The organism is Actinokineospora diospyrosa, assembly GCF_024171925.1.
Taxonomy (GTDB): Bacteria; Actinomycetota; Actinomycetes; order Mycobacteriales; family Pseudonocardiaceae; genus Actinokineospora; species Actinokineospora diospyrosa.
On the sequence record NZ_JAMTCO010000006.1, the window covers coordinates 363,335 to 381,973 of the forward strand.

3 protein-coding genes are annotated in these 18,639 nt (G+C 72.3%); all 3 read right to left on the minus strand.

The window, feature by feature from the left end:
* Positions 1 to 113 precede the first annotated feature (113 nt).
* The 3 genes from LV75_RS13190 to LV75_RS13200 are packed head-to-tail and all read right to left on the minus strand — an operon-like array spanning position 114 to position 18,558.
* On the minus strand, positions 114 to 8,261 hold the full coding sequence (locus LV75_RS13190; protein ID WP_253887164.1) for an SDR family NAD(P)-dependent oxidoreductase: 8,148 nt from the start codon (positions 8,259 to 8,261) through the stop codon (positions 114 to 116).
* Positions 8,258 to 17,365: a polyketide synthase gene (locus tag LV75_RS13195; RefSeq protein WP_253887165.1), complete on the minus strand. Its 9,108-nt coding sequence runs from the start codon at positions 17,363 to 17,365 to the stop codon at positions 8,258 to 8,260. Before LV75_RS13195 ends, LV75_RS13190 begins: the two co-directional genes overlap by 4 nt.
* The gene (locus LV75_RS13200) at positions 17,362 to 18,558 is read right to left on the minus strand and encodes an aromatic ring-hydroxylating oxygenase subunit alpha (protein ID WP_253887166.1); all 1,197 of its coding nucleotides are present in this window, start codon (positions 18,556 to 18,558) and stop codon (positions 17,362 to 17,364) included. Before LV75_RS13200 ends, LV75_RS13195 begins: the two co-directional genes overlap by 4 nt.
* Between the last annotated feature and the right edge of the window lie 81 nt (positions 18,559 to 18,639).

The window sequence follows — 18,639 nt, forward strand, 5'->3', positions numbered from 1 at the left end:
TGCCGTTTCCTGTCGGGTTGCCGTGCCGGTGTGCTGTTGGCTGGATGGTCGGGTGCTGCGTTTCGCCTCAGTTGGCCGTGTGGCTGTGTTGATGACCGTGGTGCGCTGGTCGGTCATCGGGGGTCTCCTGTCAGGCTGGCGGGAGCATGGCCGTTGGTCGTGATGAGGCCGCGCAACAGTGACCCGAGGGCGGTGTCCGTTCCGCTCGGAGCGGGTGCCGGTTCGGGGCGGGGGGCGGGGAGGGCCGTGCCGGGGGTGATCTCGGTGGCCAGGTCGGCGATGGTGCGGGAGCGCAGGAGGGCGCCCGGGTCGACGGTTGTGCCCAGTTGGCGTTCGATGGCGGCGGTGAGTTCGGCGAGGGTGATGGAGTCCAGGCCCAGGTCGGCCAGGTTGCGGTTGCCGGGGTGGGCGCCGAGGACGGTGTGGAAGGCCTGGCCGATTGCCTCGATGACGCCGGGGTTCGCGGCCACGACACCGGGCTTCACAGTGGCTGGTTCTGCCACAACGAGTTCCGGCGCGGATCGAGAAGGCTTCGGTACTGCAGATTCCGGTGTAGCAGTGCCGGGGAAGACGATCGCGCCGCCGGTGGTGAGGTGGGCGGTGAAGAGGTCTAGGGCCTCGATGGGGGTCAGCGAGTGCTGCGCGGCGAAGGACGGGTCCGCCGCCATGCCGGTGTCGGTCCAGTTGGGCCAGGCGTGGGCGGTGACCACCGGACCCGCCCGCCAGGAGTCGGCGACGGCGAGTTGGTAGGCGTTGGCCAGGGCGTAGTCGACCACGCCCCGACCGGCCTCGGGCCGGGCACCGGCGAGCGAGGACACCAGGACGACGAACTCGGCGTCCCGGTCGACCGCTACCCGCAGGACCGCCTGGGTGCCCTCGACCTTGGGGGCCGTCACCGCCGCCGCTGCGGACCACTCGCGTCGTCGCACCGCGCCGATCGGGTTGACCCCACCGGAAGCGTGCACGATGCCGCGCAACCGACCCCAAGCCTGCGAGAGCTGGTCAACCACCGCTCTGAGCGCCTCGGCGTCGGTCACATCGCAGCGCAGGTACCGCACCTCGGCATCGAGAACCGGCGCCGTCGCAGCAGACCGCCCGACGATGCCGATGCGGCGCGCACCCATCGAGACCAGTTGGCGCACCAGCAGCGCACCGACCGCGCCGAGACCGCCGGTGACCAGGACGTAGCCGCCACCCGACAGATCAGTCGAGCCGGGAGCAGCGGGCTCGGCCACGGCCGTGAACCGCACACCACCGCGGTAGACGACCGTCGACCCACTGCCCAACTCGGCCACCACCTGCCCGGCCCGAGCCGCCACGGGGTCATGCGGGTCGAGGTCGATGGTGGTCACCTCGAGCCCGTTTTCCGCGGCCGTGGCCCGAACCGCGTGCAGCCGAGCCGCTGCCTCGGGATCACCCTGGCCACGCACCGCCGCCGCGCCGTGTTCCACCCACACGACCCGACCGCTCGTGGGCAGGTCGCGCAGTCCATTCCAGAAGCCCGCCTGACCCGGCTCGACGACGACGGCGGTCAGACCCTCGTGCCCGAGCCGTGCGACCAGCGCAGCGTCACCGCACAGCACCGTCACCGGGCCAGCCACACGTGGGGCAGTAGTGGGATCCGCGACCCATCGAGTCCGCAGGGCCTCCGGAGCCGGAGCCCGGTGGTGGTGCCAGTACCGATCGCGGGCGAACGGGTACGTCGGAAGGTCGTGTACCCGCCTGCCGGGGATCACCGGAGCCTCGACCGGCCCCCGTGTGATCTCGAAGCCTGAGCGCAGCGCCGACACCAGTTCCGCGACAGTCCTCCCACGCACCACAGCCCCGTACTCGAGGACCGATCGACCGGTGTTCGCTGTGTGGCACAGGTCGGCGATGTCGGTGGCCCGCTCGAACCGGTCGGCGTAGCGGGACGCGAGTTCCCGCACCGCTCGCTCCGTGGCGGCGGACACCCGAACCGCGAATTCCTCCACAGTAGACGTACCAACAGGATGATCCGGTGCGGCTTCCAGCACGACGTGGGCGTTGACCCCGCCCATGCCGAACGCGGACACCGCAGCGCGCCGGGGAGCGCCAGCGGGCCAGGGGTGCAGCCGGTCGGCCACGTAGAACGGGCTGCCCTCGAACCGGATGTGGTCATTGGGCCGGTTCACGTGCAGTGTTGGGGGGATCTCGCCGCGCTCCATCGCGAGCAGCGCCTTCACCACGCCCGCCAAACCCGCGGCCGGTTCGAGGTGCCCCACGTTGGACTTCAGCGAGCCGATCGCGCAGAACTGCGTGCGGTCGGTGTGCTCACGCCACGCCTTCGACAGACCCTCGACCTCGATCGGATCACCCAACTCCGTGCCGGTCCCGTGCGCCTCAAGCAACCCGATCGACGCGGGCGACACCCCGGACCGGGCCAGGGCCGCGGTGATCACCTCGTGCTGGGCGGCGCTGCTGGGCACCGTCAACCCGCTGGTCCGGCCGCCGTGGTTGACCGCCGTGCCCTTGATGACACCACGCACCGGGTCGCCGTCACGCAGCGCGGCCGCCAACGGCTTCAGCACCACGGTGACCACGCCCTCGCCGGGGACGAACCCATCGGCATCAGCGTCGAACGCCCGCGACTGACCAGTCGGTGACAGCGCCCGCAGGCTCCGCATCGCGGTGTAGTGCAGGGGCGACAACGCCAACCGCACGCCCGCGACCACAGCCTGTTCGCACTCGCCGTCGTGCAGGCTGCGCACGGCGGTGTGCAGGGCGACCAGCGACGACGAGCACAGGGTGTCGATGGTCATGCTGGGGCCGGTGAGGTCCAGGAAGTGGCTGACCCGGTTCGCCAGGAACGCGTTGTGGTTGCCCAACCCGGCGTGCGCGTCCAGCTCCGGGTCGATGTTGTGGTCCTTGTAGTGCTGGTAGCTGGCGCCCACGAACACGCCGGTCGAACGCGGCGCCGACAGCGGTGCGATGCCCGCCGACTCCCACGCCTCCCACACCCCGCGCAGCAGCCACCGCACCTGCGGGTCGAGCACCTCCGCCTGCTTCGGGAAGAACCCGAACAGCTCCGCGTCGAACTCGTCGGCCACACCGAGGAACCCGCCGAGCGCCTCGTCCGCGCCCACCCACCGCTCGCGCGGCGCCCGGTCGACCCCGTCTCGCCCGTGGGACAACATCTCCCACAGTTCGTCTGGCCCGACAGCGCCCGGCAGCGCGCACGACAACCCGATCACGGCGATGTCCTCAGTCCGAACCGGGCTGTCCCCCAAAACGATGGTCTTCGCCGCAGGAACTTCCGATGGCACAAGCGAGGCCACAGTGGCAGCCAGTGCCTGGCAGTCGCGGGCGTCGAGCACGTCCACCGGTGTCAGCTCGACCCCGAGTCGCCGCTGCAGCTCAACACCGACCATGGTGGCCAGCATCGAGTCCATGCCCGCCGACACCAGCCCGGTCGTGGCGGTCACCGACGGGTCGTGCAGCACCGAGCGCACCGCGTCCACCACGGTGTCCAAGTGCCGCAGGGGATCCAGCTCCTCGACCTGGCGTGCCCGCGGCGGGGCGACCGGCCGGTACACCACGTCCTCCAGCGAGACCAAGACCTGTCCGGCCTCGTCGAGCAGGGCGATCGTCCCGCAGCGGTCGACACCAGTACCGGGGGACAGTCTTATGTGGGCGTACGCGGCCAAACCCGGATCGGCCCATCGCGTCACCCGCCCCAGCGAGACCGGGAGGTAGGTGCCGTGGTCAGCGGTCGGGTCGGCCAGTGTCAACACAGCCATGCTCTGCAACGCGCCGTCCAACGCGGCTGCCACCCGATCGCCGGTGAGGCGCAGACGTACCAATGCGTCGTACCCGCCGAACCGGATCTCGGTGATCGGGTTCAGTGGCGGCGCCAGGTCCATCGCCTTCGCCGCGAACCACGCGTACAACCCCTCCGGCGCGAGGTCCCGCGGGCAGAGACCACGAAGATCGTCCAGTGAAACCCGCGTAGGCATGGTTCCGGGCGCGGCGACCTCAGCCCGTCCGATCGCCCGCTGCCCGTGGCGGAACTCGATCTCACTGCCGGACACGCCCAGGGTCGTCGGCCCCTCTCCGGTCCCCAGAGCTGTCAGGTGTACCCGCACCAGCGCAGGGGAAACCTGGAACGCCAGCTCCAACAGCAGTGCCGCCGGAACCGTATCCTCACCGAAGATCCGATGCGCCGCCAGCAGAGTCGAGTGGTCCACTTCAGACTCGGGGCGGAACGGATACGGCGGTAGCACAACACGATCAGGCGTGAACGGGTGCAGCTCCCGCCAGTTGACATCCTTACCGGACACAAACCTCGCCGCCAACTCCGCGGGCAACGAGGCGTCGGTTTCACTGCGCCACACGGTGCCGGGGGAGTCCGCCGCCGCTCGCAGACCCTCGGCCAGCTCAGCAGAGGTGTGGCCCAGCACAGCGATCCGATGCGCCAAGTGCGCCCGACCAACAGCTGCGGAAAACGCCACCGTGGCCGCGTCGACCGGTGCCGACTCCAGGAACCTGGCCAGAGTCTTGGCGCGCCGGGCCAATGCCTGCGGGGTGTGCGCGGACACCGGGACGACCTGCTCGCCGGTGCTCGCCCGCGGCTGCCTCGACGACTCGTGCGACGAGACCACGATGTGCGCGTTCGTCCCGCCCATGCCGAAAGCGCTGATCCCGGCCACCCGGGGGCCGGTCCACGGCGTCACCTCGGTCGGCAGCGACAGCACACCAGCCGAGAGGTCCAGGTGAGTACCCGGAGTCTCGAACCCGGCCAGCGGCGGGATCTCCTCGTGCTCCAGGCACAGCAACACCTTCACCAGGCCCGCCAAGCCCGCAGCGGGCTCCAGGTGCCCGATGTTCGCCTTCACCGACCCGACCGCGACCGGCCGCTCACCCCCCGCGAACACCTCGTTCAGCGCGGCCACCTCGATCGGATCACCCAACCGCGTCGCCGTCCCGTGCGCCTCGACCAGCGACACCTCGGACGCCTCGACGCCAGCGTCAGCGAGAGCGGTGCGGATCACCGCGGTCTGCGCCTCACCGCGCGGCACCGACAGCCCGCTGCCCCGACCGCCGTGGTTCACCGCCGCACCCCGGATGACACCCCAGATGTGGTCGCCGTCGCGCTCGGCGTCCTCTAGGCGCTTGAGCAACACCGCGACCGCGCCCTCGCCGGGGACGAATCCCGCCGCCCGGTCGTCGAACGGCCGCGGCCGCTCAGTCGAGAGCGCGCCGAGCTGGCTGAGACTGCGGTAGTACCACGGGGTCAGGCCGACGTGGCAGGCCGCGACCACGGCGGCCGCGCACTGTCCGGCCCGCAGGCTGGTCACGGCCTGCTGCACCGCCACCAGCGATGACGAGCACAGCGTGTCCACCGTCTGCGACGGTCCGGTGAGGTCGAGCGCGAAAGACACCCGGTTGGCCAGCACGGCGTTCATCGACCCCAGCGCGGTGTGCGGCCCGACCTGGTCGAGCCCCCGCGCGTCGCGGAAGTGGGTGTACGTGGCGCCGACGAACACCCCGACATCACGCCGACCCGCCATGCCCGCCTCGTCGAGCACCGACCAGGAGTGCTCCAGCAGCAACTTCTGCTGTGGGTCCAACTCCTCCGACTCACGAACCGAAATCCCGAAGAACGAAGGCTCCAGACGATCCACATCGGACAGGAACGCGCCGATGCGGCAGTAGGTGCCGTCCATCTCCGGCGAGCGCGGGCGGTGGTGCTCGTCGATCGACCAGCGCTGCTCGGGCACCTCGGTGAACGCGTCGCCGCCTTCCCGCAGCATCGCCCAAAACCCGTCCAGGGTGCTCGCGCCCGGCAAGTCCGCCGACACCGCGACCACAGCGATCGCTCCACTCATGTCCCGCCTCGGCAGGTCCGCGACCGGAGTCGGTTCGGGCTCAACCGGTGCGGTGACAACTGGCGTGACGACAACCGGCTCTACAGCGGCCGGATCGGCAACAGCCCGCGCGGCAGCGGGTTCGGTGGCGCTCGGCAGGCTGACGCCGTGCCGCCGCACCAGCGCTTCGGCGACCGAGCGCAGGTCCGGGTACTCCAGGAACAGGGTGGCGGGAACCGTGGCGCCCCAGCGCCGGGTCAGCTTCTCCGCCAAGTCCACGCTCATGATCGAGCTCATGCCGTGGTCGGTCAGCGCCGCCGCCGGGTCGACCTCGGGCAACCCCAGCCACTCAGCGACGAACTCGCCCAAAGCGGCCAGCACCCGTTCTTCGTCGCCCACGGCAGCGGTAACAGGCTTGGATGCGGCGGGCGTGGCGAACGCCGGGTCCGAGGTGTCGCGATGGGCGATCACGACCTGGCGGACGTCGGCGCGCAGCGTGTCCAACAGCGCCGCCAGCGCCTCTTCCGTGCCCAGCGGCCGCACCCCTCGCGCGCGCAACTGGTCGGCGACCGCCACGCCCATTCCGGTCTCGCCCCACAACCCCCAGTCGATCGCCACCCACGGCGCCCCCGCTGTGTGCGCGACCGCGTCGAGATAGGCGTTCGCCGCGGCGTACCCACCCTGCCCCAGGTTGCCGAAGGTGCCCGACACCGAGGCGAACAACGCGACGAAGTCCAGGTCCAGCCCGTCCAGCGCGGCGGTGAGGGCCGTCGCACCGTCCACTTTGGGCCGCAGTACCCGGTCCAGGTCCTCGTCCGTGATCGAACGGATCAGCTTGTCCGACAGAGTGCCCGCCGCGTGCACGACACCGTGCAGCTCGCCGTGGTCGCGCCGGAAGGCTGCCACCATCTCGCTCAGCACGCCGGGAACCGCGACATCCGCGGCATACGAGACGACGCGGCAACCGTGCGCCTCGATGGCCGCGACCGCCTCCGCATCGGCACGACCCGACCGGCTCACCAGGGCGACGACCGACGCCCCCGCCGCGGCGAACCGTTCAGCGACAACAACTCCCAGGCCGCCATGCCCACCCAGCAACAGGTACCGGCCGCCCTCACGCACACCCGGCCGGTCAGCGGTCAGCGGCGCGGTCACCCGACGCGGCGCGTACCGCACGCCCGCCCGGTAGGCGATCTCCACCGGCCCATCGCCGAGCTCGCTCACCAGCGAGCCCACCGAGGCCGCGTCGACGTCGATCAGCCGAGGCCGCAGCCCCGGGTACTCGATGGCCGCGCTGCGCAGCAGACCCCATGCGGCCGCCTTGGCCGGAATAGGGCGGTCCCCATCCAGCACCGGCTGCCCGTTCTCCGTGACGACGAACAGCCTGCCCTGCCGCTGACGGGCGCTGAACGCCTTCAGCAGCTCGACAGTCCCGTGCACCGTGTCGCGAAGTTCCTCGCCGAGGACGACCACAACGCCCTCGACCTTGCCGTCCGCCTCGTCCAGGGAACCGACCACCACCGCGCCCTCGGCACGCAGCGCCGCGGCCACACCCCGGTGGGCCACCACCCAGGTCCCGCTCGCCTTGTCGCGCGGCGCAGCGGCCTCAGTACGCTCCCACACCATGCGCGTGACCAGCGGGTTCTCCCGCCCGGGCAGCGCGCGCATCCGGATGCCGGTGAACTCCGCGAGCACCACGCCGGACGTGTCGAGCACGAGCGCATCGGCCATCGAGTACGCGCCCTCCACCGACGTGCGGCGCACCTGAACCGCGACCTCGGTGACTGACCCGGACAACGCCCCGTGCAACACCAGCCGGTCGACGCCGATCGGCAGCACCGGCAGCGGGCTCGCGCCCTGGATCGCGCGGCTCGCCACCTGGAACACCCCGTCGACCAGCAACGGGTGCGCGTGCCACGGCGCGGCGGTCCGCTCGGTCCGCAGCACCGCCTCGGCCGTGCCGTCCCCGACCGCGAGCGAGGCCACGGTGCGGAACAGCGGCCCGTACTCGAGTCCCGTCGCCGCCCACCCCGCGTAGACCGTCGCAGGGTCCACGCGGGTCGGGCAGGACACGCTCCACACCGGGGCCCGGTCGGGCCGGGGCAGGACCCGGCCGGACCCCGACGACACCACGGCGCCCGCGGCGGTCACCAGCGTGAAGCCGGTGTCCGCCCCGGACACCACCTCCATCCGCAGGTCCGCCCGGCCCCCGTCGGCGACCGCGACCGGCCTGCGGAAGGCCACCGCGGTCAGCTCGATCGGGGGCACGTCCCGCTGACCGGGCGCGGCCCGCCTGGCCACCGCGAGCACCGCCATCTCCACCTGCACCGCCGCGGGCAGCAGACCCGCGCCGCCGGAGCGGTGCTGGGCGATCAGCGGCTCGTGGTCGGCGAACGACTTCTCGTACGTCTCGGCGATCTGGCCTGCGCGGGTCACTGGTCCTCGCTCGAACGCTCGTAGTGGTTGTCGAACAGCGGGTGCGCCGGGGCGGGGCGAACGGCCCCGGTGGCGACGCTCTCCTGCACGGCCGGAGCGGCCAGCTGACTCAGCTCGAACGGGTACGCCGGGATGGTGGTGGTGCGCCCGCCCCGACCCGCGTGCACGGCCGTCCAGTCCACGGCCACACCCTCGTCCCGGTAGAGCTCGGCGAGGGTCGTCAGCAGCGAGGTCTGGTTGGCGACCCGCTTGCGCAGCGTCGGCAGGAACCGGCCCGCACCCTCGGGGAGCACCGCCCGCGCCAGCGGGAGCAGCACCTGCTCGGGCCCGACCTCGACGAACACCCGCGCCCCGGCCTCGTGCACGGCGGTCACCGCGTCGGTGAACCGCACGGGTTCGCGGATCGCCGCGGCCCAGCCCGCCGGGTCGCGCAGCGACTCGCCCGTGTGCCAGGTGCCGGTGCGGGTGGACACGAACGGCACCGTGGCGTCGGCGAACCGGGTTGAGCGCACGGCGTCGGCGAACACCGGCACCGCGCCGGACATCATCGCCGAGTGGAACGCGTGGCTCACGGTCAGCGCCGTGTGCCGGTGCGCCGTGGCGGCCAGGTACCGCTCCAGCGCCGGACGCGGCCCGGACACCGTGGTGTTGGTGGGCGAGTTGAGTGCCGCCAACTCCACTTCGGGGTGCTCGACCAGCTCCGTCAACACGACCGAAGCGTCGGCGTGCACCACCGCCATCGCGCCGCCCACGGGCTGTGCGGCCATCGCCGCACCGCGGCGCACCGCCAGCTCGATCAGGTCCGCCAGGGTCAACACGCCTGCCGCATGGGCTGCGGCGAGCTCCCCGACGCTGTGACCGGCGACGACATCAGGCACGACTCCCCAGCCCGCCAGCAGGCGAACCAGCGCGGCCTGCACGGCCACGATCGCGACCTGGGCGTGCTCGGTCCTTGTCAGTTCCTCCTCCGGCGCGGCGAACACGAGATGCCGCAAGTCCTTGCCCAGCAACAGCATCGCCAGGTCTGCGCACTCGTCCAGCGCGGCCCGGAACACCGGCTCGCTGTCGTAGAGCCCGCGCGCCATGCCCGGGTACTGCGAGCCCTGACCGGTGAACAGGAACGCCACCGGCGCCTTCGCGCTCGACCGGACCACCGGCCGGTCCCCACCGCCCACCGCCCGCAGTTGGGTGGCGAGGTCGGCGCGATCGCCCGCCAAGACCGCCGCCCGGAACCGGTGCTCGGCGCGGCCCGCGTTCGCGGTGTGCGCGAAGTCGACCAGCTCGGTACCCGGGTACCGGTCGAGGTGATCGGCGTAGTGCGAGGCCAGTGCGCGGACCGCGTTCTCGGTCGCGCCGCTGACCCTGACCAGCGTGGTGTCCTGAGTGGACACCTCGCGGGCCGCCTGGGGTGGCGGCTCCTCCAGCACGACGTGGGCGTTGACGCCACCCATGCCGAACGCGGAGACAGCCGCCCGCCTCAGGGTGTCCGACGTCCACTCGTGCAGCCGGTCGGCGATGTAGAACGGCGTGTCCTCGAACCGGATGTGGTCGTTCGGCCGGTCCACGTGCAGCGTCGGCGGGATCTGGCCGTGCTCCATCGCCAGCAGCACCTTCACCAGCCCGGCGAGCCCGGCAGCCGGTTCGAGGTGGCCGATGTTGGACTTCAGCGACCCGATCGCGCAGTACTGGGTGCGATCGGTGTGCTTGCGCCAAGCCTTGGTCAGGCCCTCGACCTCGATGGGATCACCGAGACCGGTGCCCGTGCCGTGCGCCTCCAGCATCCCGATGGTCTCCGGGTTGACGCCCGCCCGGGCCAGGGCAGCGGAGATCACGTCGTGCTGCGCCGCGCTGCTGGGCACCGTCAACCCGCTCGTGCGGCCACCGTGGTTGACCGAGGTGCCCTTGATGACACCGCGCACCCGGTCCCCGTCGCGCAGGGCAGCCGCCAGCGGCTTCAACACCACCGCCACCACGCCCTCACCGGGGGCGAACCCGTCGGCGCCCGCGTCGAACGCCCGCGACGCGCCGGTGCGGGAGAACGACCGCAGCCGCGACCCCAGCTGGAAGTAGTGCGGCGACAACGCCAAGTGGACACCGGCGACCACGGCCTGCTCGCACTCGCCGTCGTGCAGGCTGCGCACGGCGGTGTGCAGGGCGACCAGCGACGACGAGCACAGGGTGTCGATGGTCATGCTGGGGCCGGTGAGGTCCAGGAAGTGGCTGACCCGGTTCGCCAGGATGGCGTTGTGGTTGCCCAATCCGGCCGCGGTCTGCACGACGTCACCGACGACCTGGTCGCGGTAGTGCTGGTAGCTGGCACCCACGAACATCCCGACTGAGCGGCCAGACCGCCCCGAGATGCCCGCGTCCTCCATGGCCCGCCACACGACGCGGAGCAGGTGCCGCTGCTGGGGGTCGATCCACCGCGCCTCGGCGGGCGCGATGCGGAAGAAGCCCGCGTCGAACCCGGTCAGCTCGTCGACGAACCCGGCGCGGCGCAGGTAAACCGTGCCGGGACCGGAGTCCTCGGCGTAGTAGGCGTCCAGGTCCCACCGGGACCGGGGCACCTCGGTGAGGCAGTCCTCGCCGCCGGTCAGCACCCGCCACAGCTCCTGCGGGTCGGCGGCGTTCGGGAACACCCCGTCGAAGCCGATCACCGCGATGTCGGTACCGGTGATCTCGGGGTGCTCGGGGGCGGCGGATGCGGGGTTGGTGAACGCGGGTGTGCCCAGGGGTCGGTCAACGGCGGAGGTCGAGGGCTGGGCGACCTCCGCCACCGAAGGGTCCTGGCCCGCTCCGTTCATTGCGGGGATCCCGGCGGGCGCAGCAGCTACGTCGGGTACGGCGGTGACGCCGTAGCCCTCGCGCAGTTCGGCGACCAGCGCGTCGACCGTGCCGACCTCCAGGACCAGGGTGACCGGGATGTCCACGCCGAGCCGGGCGCGCAGGTCCTGCGCCAGCGACACGGCGACCATCGAGTCCAGGCCCTGCTCCTCCAGCGGCCGGTCCCGCTCCAACGCGGCGGCGTCGGTCTCCAGCGCCGCGGCGACCCACTGCGTCACCGCGGCGGCCAGCGCCCCACCTACCCGGACGACCGGTGCGACCGGCGGCTGAACGGCGACGACAGGCGCGGGTTGGATCGGTGTCGGTGCCTCGACGCGTTTCCACGTCACCCCACGAGCGATCAGCACCGGCGTGGCCCCGTCGAAGATCACCAGAGACGCGGTCAGCAGACCCGACCCCTCGCGATCACGGACCGCTTGGACCCGTGCCGTGGCGGGCACAGGACCGAGAACCGACAGCCGCTGCAACGCGAACGGCACGTGCAGGCCCTGCGCGCCGCAGGCGGCCAACGCGACCTGGAACGCGCCATCGAGCAGCCGGGCGTCCACAATCCCGTTCGCCGCGTCGACGTGGATGGTGCCGGTGGCGAACCCGTCCCCGGCGGACAACGCCGTCACGCAGCGGTATCCAGGGCCGTAGGCCAAGCCCGCCTCGGCGAAGTCCCGGTAGAACCGCGCCAGGTCGACCGATGCGGCCGGGAGTTCGGGGATCGTCGGCACCTCAGCCGACGGCTCCTCGACCCGGGCGTCGCACACCGTTGTCCCCGCGCTGTCGCGGAAGACGACCGCGTCGCCGTCGATCCGGCCGGTCAGCGAACCGGGGGAGCGGACGGAGTCGCGCAGCGTGAGGTCGCGCAGCCCGAAGCGGGTCCGTCCGACCAGCTCGGCGACCTTGCCCGGGTACGCCGCACCCGGCAGGGTCGGGATCCCGCGGACCACGTGCTCGACCGCCTCAGCCAGGTCCGGCCACGTCCGGGTCCGCTCGACCGGCTGCTGCGGCTCGACCACCCGGGGCTCCAGCCACAGGTGCTGCTCCTCGTGCGGCGCCGTGGGGAACCGCACCGCCGCACCACGCGGGCGCACCGGCAGGTCACCACCCGCCGCGAAGCCACTCGCGGCCCGCTCCAGCGCCTTCCGGTCGCCAGCGGGTTCGGCGAGGGATGGGCGACCATCCCCGGCGACACCCAAGTGCAGGCGAGCGCCGACGACGTCAGCCAGGAACAGCATCAGCTTGTCTTCGAGCTGCTCGGCCGAGTCGACGACGCACGCCAGCCGGTGGGCCAGAGGCACCCGCTCCCGGCTCGCCGACGCCAGCGCGGCCAGCGGCGGGCAGTAAGGCGCGCGCAACATCCGGACCAACCGGTCGGCCAAGGTCCGCAATGCCGGGGCCGACGCGGCGGACAGCACCACCAGGTGCGGTCCGGGCGAGTCGGCGATCGGGCGGTCCGGGGCCGCGGCGAGCACGGCGTGCGCGTTGGAGCCGCCGAAGCCGAAGCTGCTCACCCCCGCCACCCGCGGTCCGGTCCACGGCACCAGCCGGTCCGGCACGAACAGCGGCGAGTCCTCGAAGGCGAACGCCGAGGTCGGCGCGCTCAGGTTCGCCGACGGCGGCACCTGACCCGCCTGCACCGCGAGCACGGCCTTGATCAACCCGGCCACGCCCGCCGCGGGCTCCAGGTGCCCGACGTTGGTCTTCACCGACCCGACCGGCACCGAACCCGGCGCCGCCCCGGCCAGCGCCGACCGCAGCGCCTCCAACTCGATCTGGTCGCCGAGCCGGGTCCCGGTCCCGTGCGCCTCCACGTACCCGATGCCGGAACCGTCGATCCCGGCGACCGTGTGCGCCCGCCGGATGACGGCTTCCTGGGCGGTCGCGCTGGGGGCGGTCAGGAACCCGCCGCCACCGACGTGGTTGACGGCCGTGCCGCGAACCACAGCGAGCACCGGGTCGTTGGCCGCGATCGCGTCACTGAGCCGCTTGAGCACCAGAACACCAGCGCCCTCGCCGCGCACATAACCGTCAGCGGCCTCGTCGAACGCCCGGCACTGGCCCGTGGGGGAGAGCATGCCGTTGCGGGCGAACGACCGTGTCTTGGTCGGGGTCAGCACCAGGTTCGCCGCGCCCACCACGGCCGCGTCCAGCTCGCCGGTGCGCAGGTGCAGCGCCGCCATGTGCAGGGCCACCAGGGAAGACGAGCACGCGGTGTCCACCGCGACGCTCGTGCCCGACCAGCCGAACACGTGCGAGAGGCGGTTGGCCAGCATGGACAGCGCGGTGCCGGTGGCCACGTGCGGGTCGGCCGAGCCGATGCTGCCCGCCACCAACTCGGGGAAGTCGCTGGAGATCGTGCCGACGAACACGCCGGTCCCCGCGCCGAGCGACCGGGCGTCGTGCCCGGCGCCCTCGAGGGCCTCCGCGGTGACGCTGAGCAGCAGCCGCTGCGCCGGGTCCAGCCTGCGCGCCTCGCGGGTCGTTAGGCCGAACCGCGCCGGGTCGAACCACTCGACCCGCTCCAGCCAGCCGGTCGGGACCTCGTCCTCGTCGGTCCACAGGTGTGCCCAGCCGCGGTGGCCCTCGGGGGCGGCACCGACGGAGGACAGGCCCGCGGCCAGGTTCGACCAGAACTCGTCCGGGGTCGCCGCGCCGGGGAACCGGCACGCCATCCCGATGATCGCCAGGTCCTGGTCCCGCGGGTCCGGCCGCACCGGTGCGATCACCTCGGTCGCGCACACCGCGACGACCGGCTCCGGTGTGGCGGTCGCCACGGGTTCGGGCTCGGGTGCTGTGGGCTTGGGCGCTGCCGGTTCGGGAGCTGTGGAGCTGCCGCCGAGGAGGTCGGCCAGCTTGGTGGGCGTGCCGGTCGCGAACAGGGCGGGTGGGGTGATGTCGATGCCCAACCGCTTGCCCAGCGCGATCGCGGCGACCGGCGCGGACGCCGAGTCCCCGCCCAGGTCGAAGAAGTTGTCGTGCACGCCGAACTCGCGGTGCCCCAACACCTGCGCGAACACCTCGGCCACCACCGCTGGGAGGTCCACAGTGGATGACTCGGCGACAGGAGGCGCGGCGGGTACCGGCACCGTTGCGCGCACAGGTACCTGCACAGGCACGGCTGCCTGCTCGGGGATGGCAGCCTGCTGGGGGATTGCGACGGGCTCGGTGCGCAGCACGGTGTCGCGGGTCGGCACCGGCAGCAGCTTGCGGGCCACCTTCCCGTTGTCGGTCAACGGGAGTGCGGCCAACACGAGGTATGAACCGGGAACCATGTACTCGGGCAGCCGGGCCGCGACGAACGCGTCCAGCTCGACCTTGCCCGGTACCCGGTCACCGACCAGGTACGCGGTCAGCCTCGGCTCACCGTTGCCCTCGAACGGCACCGCGACCACCGCAGCGGCGGCCACGCCGGGGACCTCGGCCAGCACGGACTCGACCTCGCCGGTCTCGACGCGGTTGCCGCGCACCTTGACCTGACCGTCGATCCGGCCCAGCCACTCGATGGTGCCCTTGTCGTGCGCGCGAACCAGGTCGCCGGTGCGGTAGAGCCGTTGGCCGCCACGGGTCACGAACGCCTCGGCCGTGCGGTCCGGCCGGTTGCGATACCCGCGGGCCAGTTGCGCGCCGGACAGGTGCAGCTCACCCTCCACGCACGGGTGCCCGTCGTGGTCGAGCACGTGCAGGCCGACCCCGGGCAGCGGGGTGCCGAGCGGGAGGAACGACCCCACGGTCTCGACCCGGTGCGCGGTGACCCAGATGGTGGCCTCGGTCGGCCCGTAGAGGTTCCACAGCGCCGCGCCGGTCGCCAGCCGCCGGGCCAGCGCGGGCGGCAGCGCCTCGCCGCCGGAGCACACCGTCAGACCGGCGTGCGGGGTCCAGTCCAGGTCCAGCAGCAACCGCCACAGGCTCGGCGTGGCCTGGGCGATCGTCGCCCGCGAGACCAGTTCGACCAGCCGGGCCGGGTCGGCCGCCTCGGTGCGCGAGGCCAGCACCACGGTCGCGCCCGTGGTGAGCGGGAGCAGCAACTCCATCAGCGAGATGTCGAAGGCGGTGGTGGTGTGCGCCAGGACGCGGTCGTCCTCGGTGATCCCGAGCCGCTGCGCCATGCCGACGAGGAAGTTCGCCAGGGCGGCGTGCTGGATCTCCACGCCCTTCGGCTCACCGGTGGAACCGCTGGTGAACAGGACGTACGCCAGGTCGTCGCCACCGACGGCAGGCGGGATCGCCAGCGCGGACCCGTCGTCGACGCCGATCTCGGCCGCCCCGAGCGGTTCGGCGGCGGTCCTGGTGTAGGAATCGGTGAGCACGAGGTCGCACCCCGCCACCGCCGCGTAGCGGGCCAGCCGCTCCGCCGGGAAGCCGGGGTCCATCGGGAGCATCGCGGCGCCGACCTTGAGCACGCCCAGCATCGCGGGCAGCAGCTCCGGGCCGCGCTCGGTCAGCACGCCCACCACGGAGTCGCCGTCGATGCCCTCGTCGTACAGGCGGGTCGCGATCGAGTCCGACCAGGACACGAGCTGCGCGTAGGTGAGGTCACCGCGCGAGGTCTGGACCGCGACCGCGTCCGGCTGGGCAGCCGCCGCGGCCGCGATCAGGTCCAGCACCGTCGCCGGGACCCGCGGCTCCTCGGCAGCGATCTCGGCCGGTTGCGCGATGGGCTCGGGCTCGGGCAGTTCGACGACGTGCGTGGTCGTCGGGGCCGTGCCGTGCACCAGGTCGCTCAACGCCAGGTCCTCGATCCGGTCGACCAGGTCGAACACCGCGTCCTGGGCCATCGCCGTCTCGCGCACGAACAGCGTCGGCGGCAGCCCGGCGCGGCACAGCAGCGCGAACTCGGTGTCGGCGTCGACCGACGCCTCTTCGTCGTCCTCGCGCTCGAGCACCACGATCCGGGTGAAGGTGGGGCCGTCGGCGCCGTGCGTGCGGCGCAGCAGACCGAGCCTCAGCTCCAGGTCCGTGGCGTAGCCGAGCTTCCCGGCTGCCTCGCCGAACCGGGCGGGCAGGTCTTCGGGCGCCTCGGCGTCGTACCCCACCGGCACGCGCGGGGAGGCCAGCCCCAGCGTGGCGTCCGAGCGCGACAGCAGGGTCGAGGTCGTCCAAGAGAAGTCGAACCGCGGCTCGCCCATGTGCTCGGCCAGCACGGCGAGAAACGTCCCGATGAACGCCCGGGTCTCGTCCTGGTCGGTGGGGACGTACGCGAGCTCGCAGCGGTGGTAGTGCGCGGTCGCGGCGGAGAAGTCCTTGGCGGGCACCGGCGCGGGCCGCAGGTGGGCCAGCCGCTCGCGCCACCACGGCTCGTGGCGGCGCAACGGGGCCAGCGCGTCCGCGATGGACGCCAGCAGCTCTGGGTCGGCCGCCGGGACCGCCGCGCCGAGGGTGATGCCCAGCCGCTGGGCTGCGGCCCGACCGGTCAGGGCGGTGCCGTCGACGGCGGTCAGGTCGCTGATCACCAGGTCGGCCGTGGGAGCGGCCAGCTTCAACGCGGACTCGGTCGACGCGGCGGCCACCAGCCCGGTCGTCGTGCCCTCGCGCGGGATCCGCCGCACCTGCTGGATGAACACCGCGCCGAGCGGCGTCACCACGGCCGGGATGCCCAGCGGGTTGGGGAAGGACCCGAAGTCCATGGCCTTGCTGATCCGCTCGGCCTCGATGGCGTCGGTGCCCGCGTGGATGAGGCCGGGCACCCGGTCGGCGCGCCGGTAGAACCGCCGCTCCCGGTCTGAGGTGTCGACGGGCTCGGGCAGCGTGCCCGCCGCCAGGTGCGGCACCAGGTCCTCGAACAGCGCGATCCCGACCTCGGCCGCCTCGTAGGTCAGCGACAGCGCCGTGGAGTGCTCGCGCACCGGGAACCAGCGCTCGGCCAGCACCGGGCCCGCGTCCACCGCGGGCACCATCGCGTGCCAGGTCGCCGCGTGCCGGGCCGCGCCCTCGTAGATCGCCCAGGCCGCGACGTTGCTGCCGCCGTAGCGGGGCAGCGGGCCGTCGTGGAAGTTGATCGCCGCGACCCGGGGCAGGGCGAGTTCGGCCGCGGTGAGCAGCCGGAAGTTGATGACGCTGACCAGGTAGTCCACCGGGTTCCCGGCCAGCAGCGCGGTGAGGTCCGCGGTCGGCGCCAGCACCGGGATGTCCCGCTCGGCCAGCCAGGCCGCGAACACCGGGTCGTCGGTCAGCACCGCGCGGACCAGCACCCCGGCCTCGACCAGCCGGGCGGTGACCCGCAGCGCCACGCGCGTGCCGCCGAGGACCACACAGTCGACGCTGTCGGTCATGACCGGGCCGCCCCCGTGCCGGTGACGCCCGCCCCGGTCTGCTCCGGCGCGGTCTGGCCCGGTTGGGTCAGCCGGGCCACCCACTCGTCGATCTGGGAGACGACTTCCTCGTCGAGCGAGAGCTGCCCCGGCGACCACATCGGGTTCGACAGGCCGCGGTGGGTGCGCTCGCAGAGCTCCCAGTCCTCGTAGTTCGCCTTGTCCCACAACGCGAACACGGCCTCGTGCGAGAAGTCCGGCTTGGCCGTCTCGCTCGGGTGGAACAGCCAGAAGTGCCGCACCGTGCAGGTGCCGGGGCTCTCCGGCCAGACCCACTGCATCATCACGTAGTCGGCGGTGAACCCGAACAGCAGGTTCGGCAGGATGGTGATCCAGTTGATCTTGTGCAGGTCGCCCGGCGGCACCTTGGGCATCGGCGCCCGGTCGCTGCGGCCGGTCATCGACACCGAGTTGTACTTCGACCGGATCACCTGCCAGGCCCCGACGATGTCGCCGCGCAGCTCGTAGGTGCCCGCGTCGTCGAAGTCGGTGATCTTGTGCAGGTCCTTGTGCGCGGTGGGGAAGTGCAGGCTCTCGTTGACGTTGTGCGCCACCAGCTTCCAGTTCGAGGCCACCGGGTAGTCCTTGGCCTGCGCGCACACCAGCGACTCCAGGTCGTAGACCTCGGCGAAGCGGCCGAACTCGCCGAGCGCCTCGTCGAGGTCACCGGCCTCGTCGGAGAAGGCGACGAACACCACACCGAAGCGGACCTCGGTGCGCACCGGGATCAGCCCGTTGTCCTCTTTGGCGAAGAAGTGGTCGAGGTAGGTCCCGTTGAGGCTCTTGAGCTTGCCGTTGCGGTCGTAGACCCAGCAGTGGTAGATGCACACGATGCTCTGCCGCTTGCCCGCGGGCTCCTCGACGAGCTTGTAGCCGCGGTGGCGGCAGTAGTTGTGGTAGGCCTGGATCCCGTTGTCCCCGTTGAGGAGCAGGATCGAGCCGCTGCCGATGTTGAGCGTGGCGTAGGACCCCTTCTCGGGGAACCGGGACACGTGGTCCACCGGCAGCCACTTCTTGCCGTACACCCGTTCCATCTCCAGCCGGAACTGCTCCTCGCCGGTGTAGAACGCGTGCGTGCGGCCCCGACCCCCGGTGGCGAAGTACGGGCGGTCCTCGTCCTGCTCGCTGATCAGGTCGAACATGCTGTTGGTCATGTGGCGCTGGGCTCCTCGTGGCGCTGCGGTCAGGAGGGGGGCGGGAAGGGAGATCGGGCTTGCGGGCGGGTGGGGAAGGAG

What these genes read in the sequence shown, in the direction of transcription:
- LV75_RS13195 (WP_253887165.1), bottom strand. Translation starts at nt 17,365, where the DNA reads ATGACCGACAGCGTCGACTGTGTGGTCCTCGGCGGCACGCGCGTGGCG.
- LV75_RS13200 (WP_253887166.1), bottom strand. Translation starts at nt 18,558, where the DNA reads ATGACCAACAGCATGTTCGACCTGATCAGCGAGCAGGACGAGGACCGC.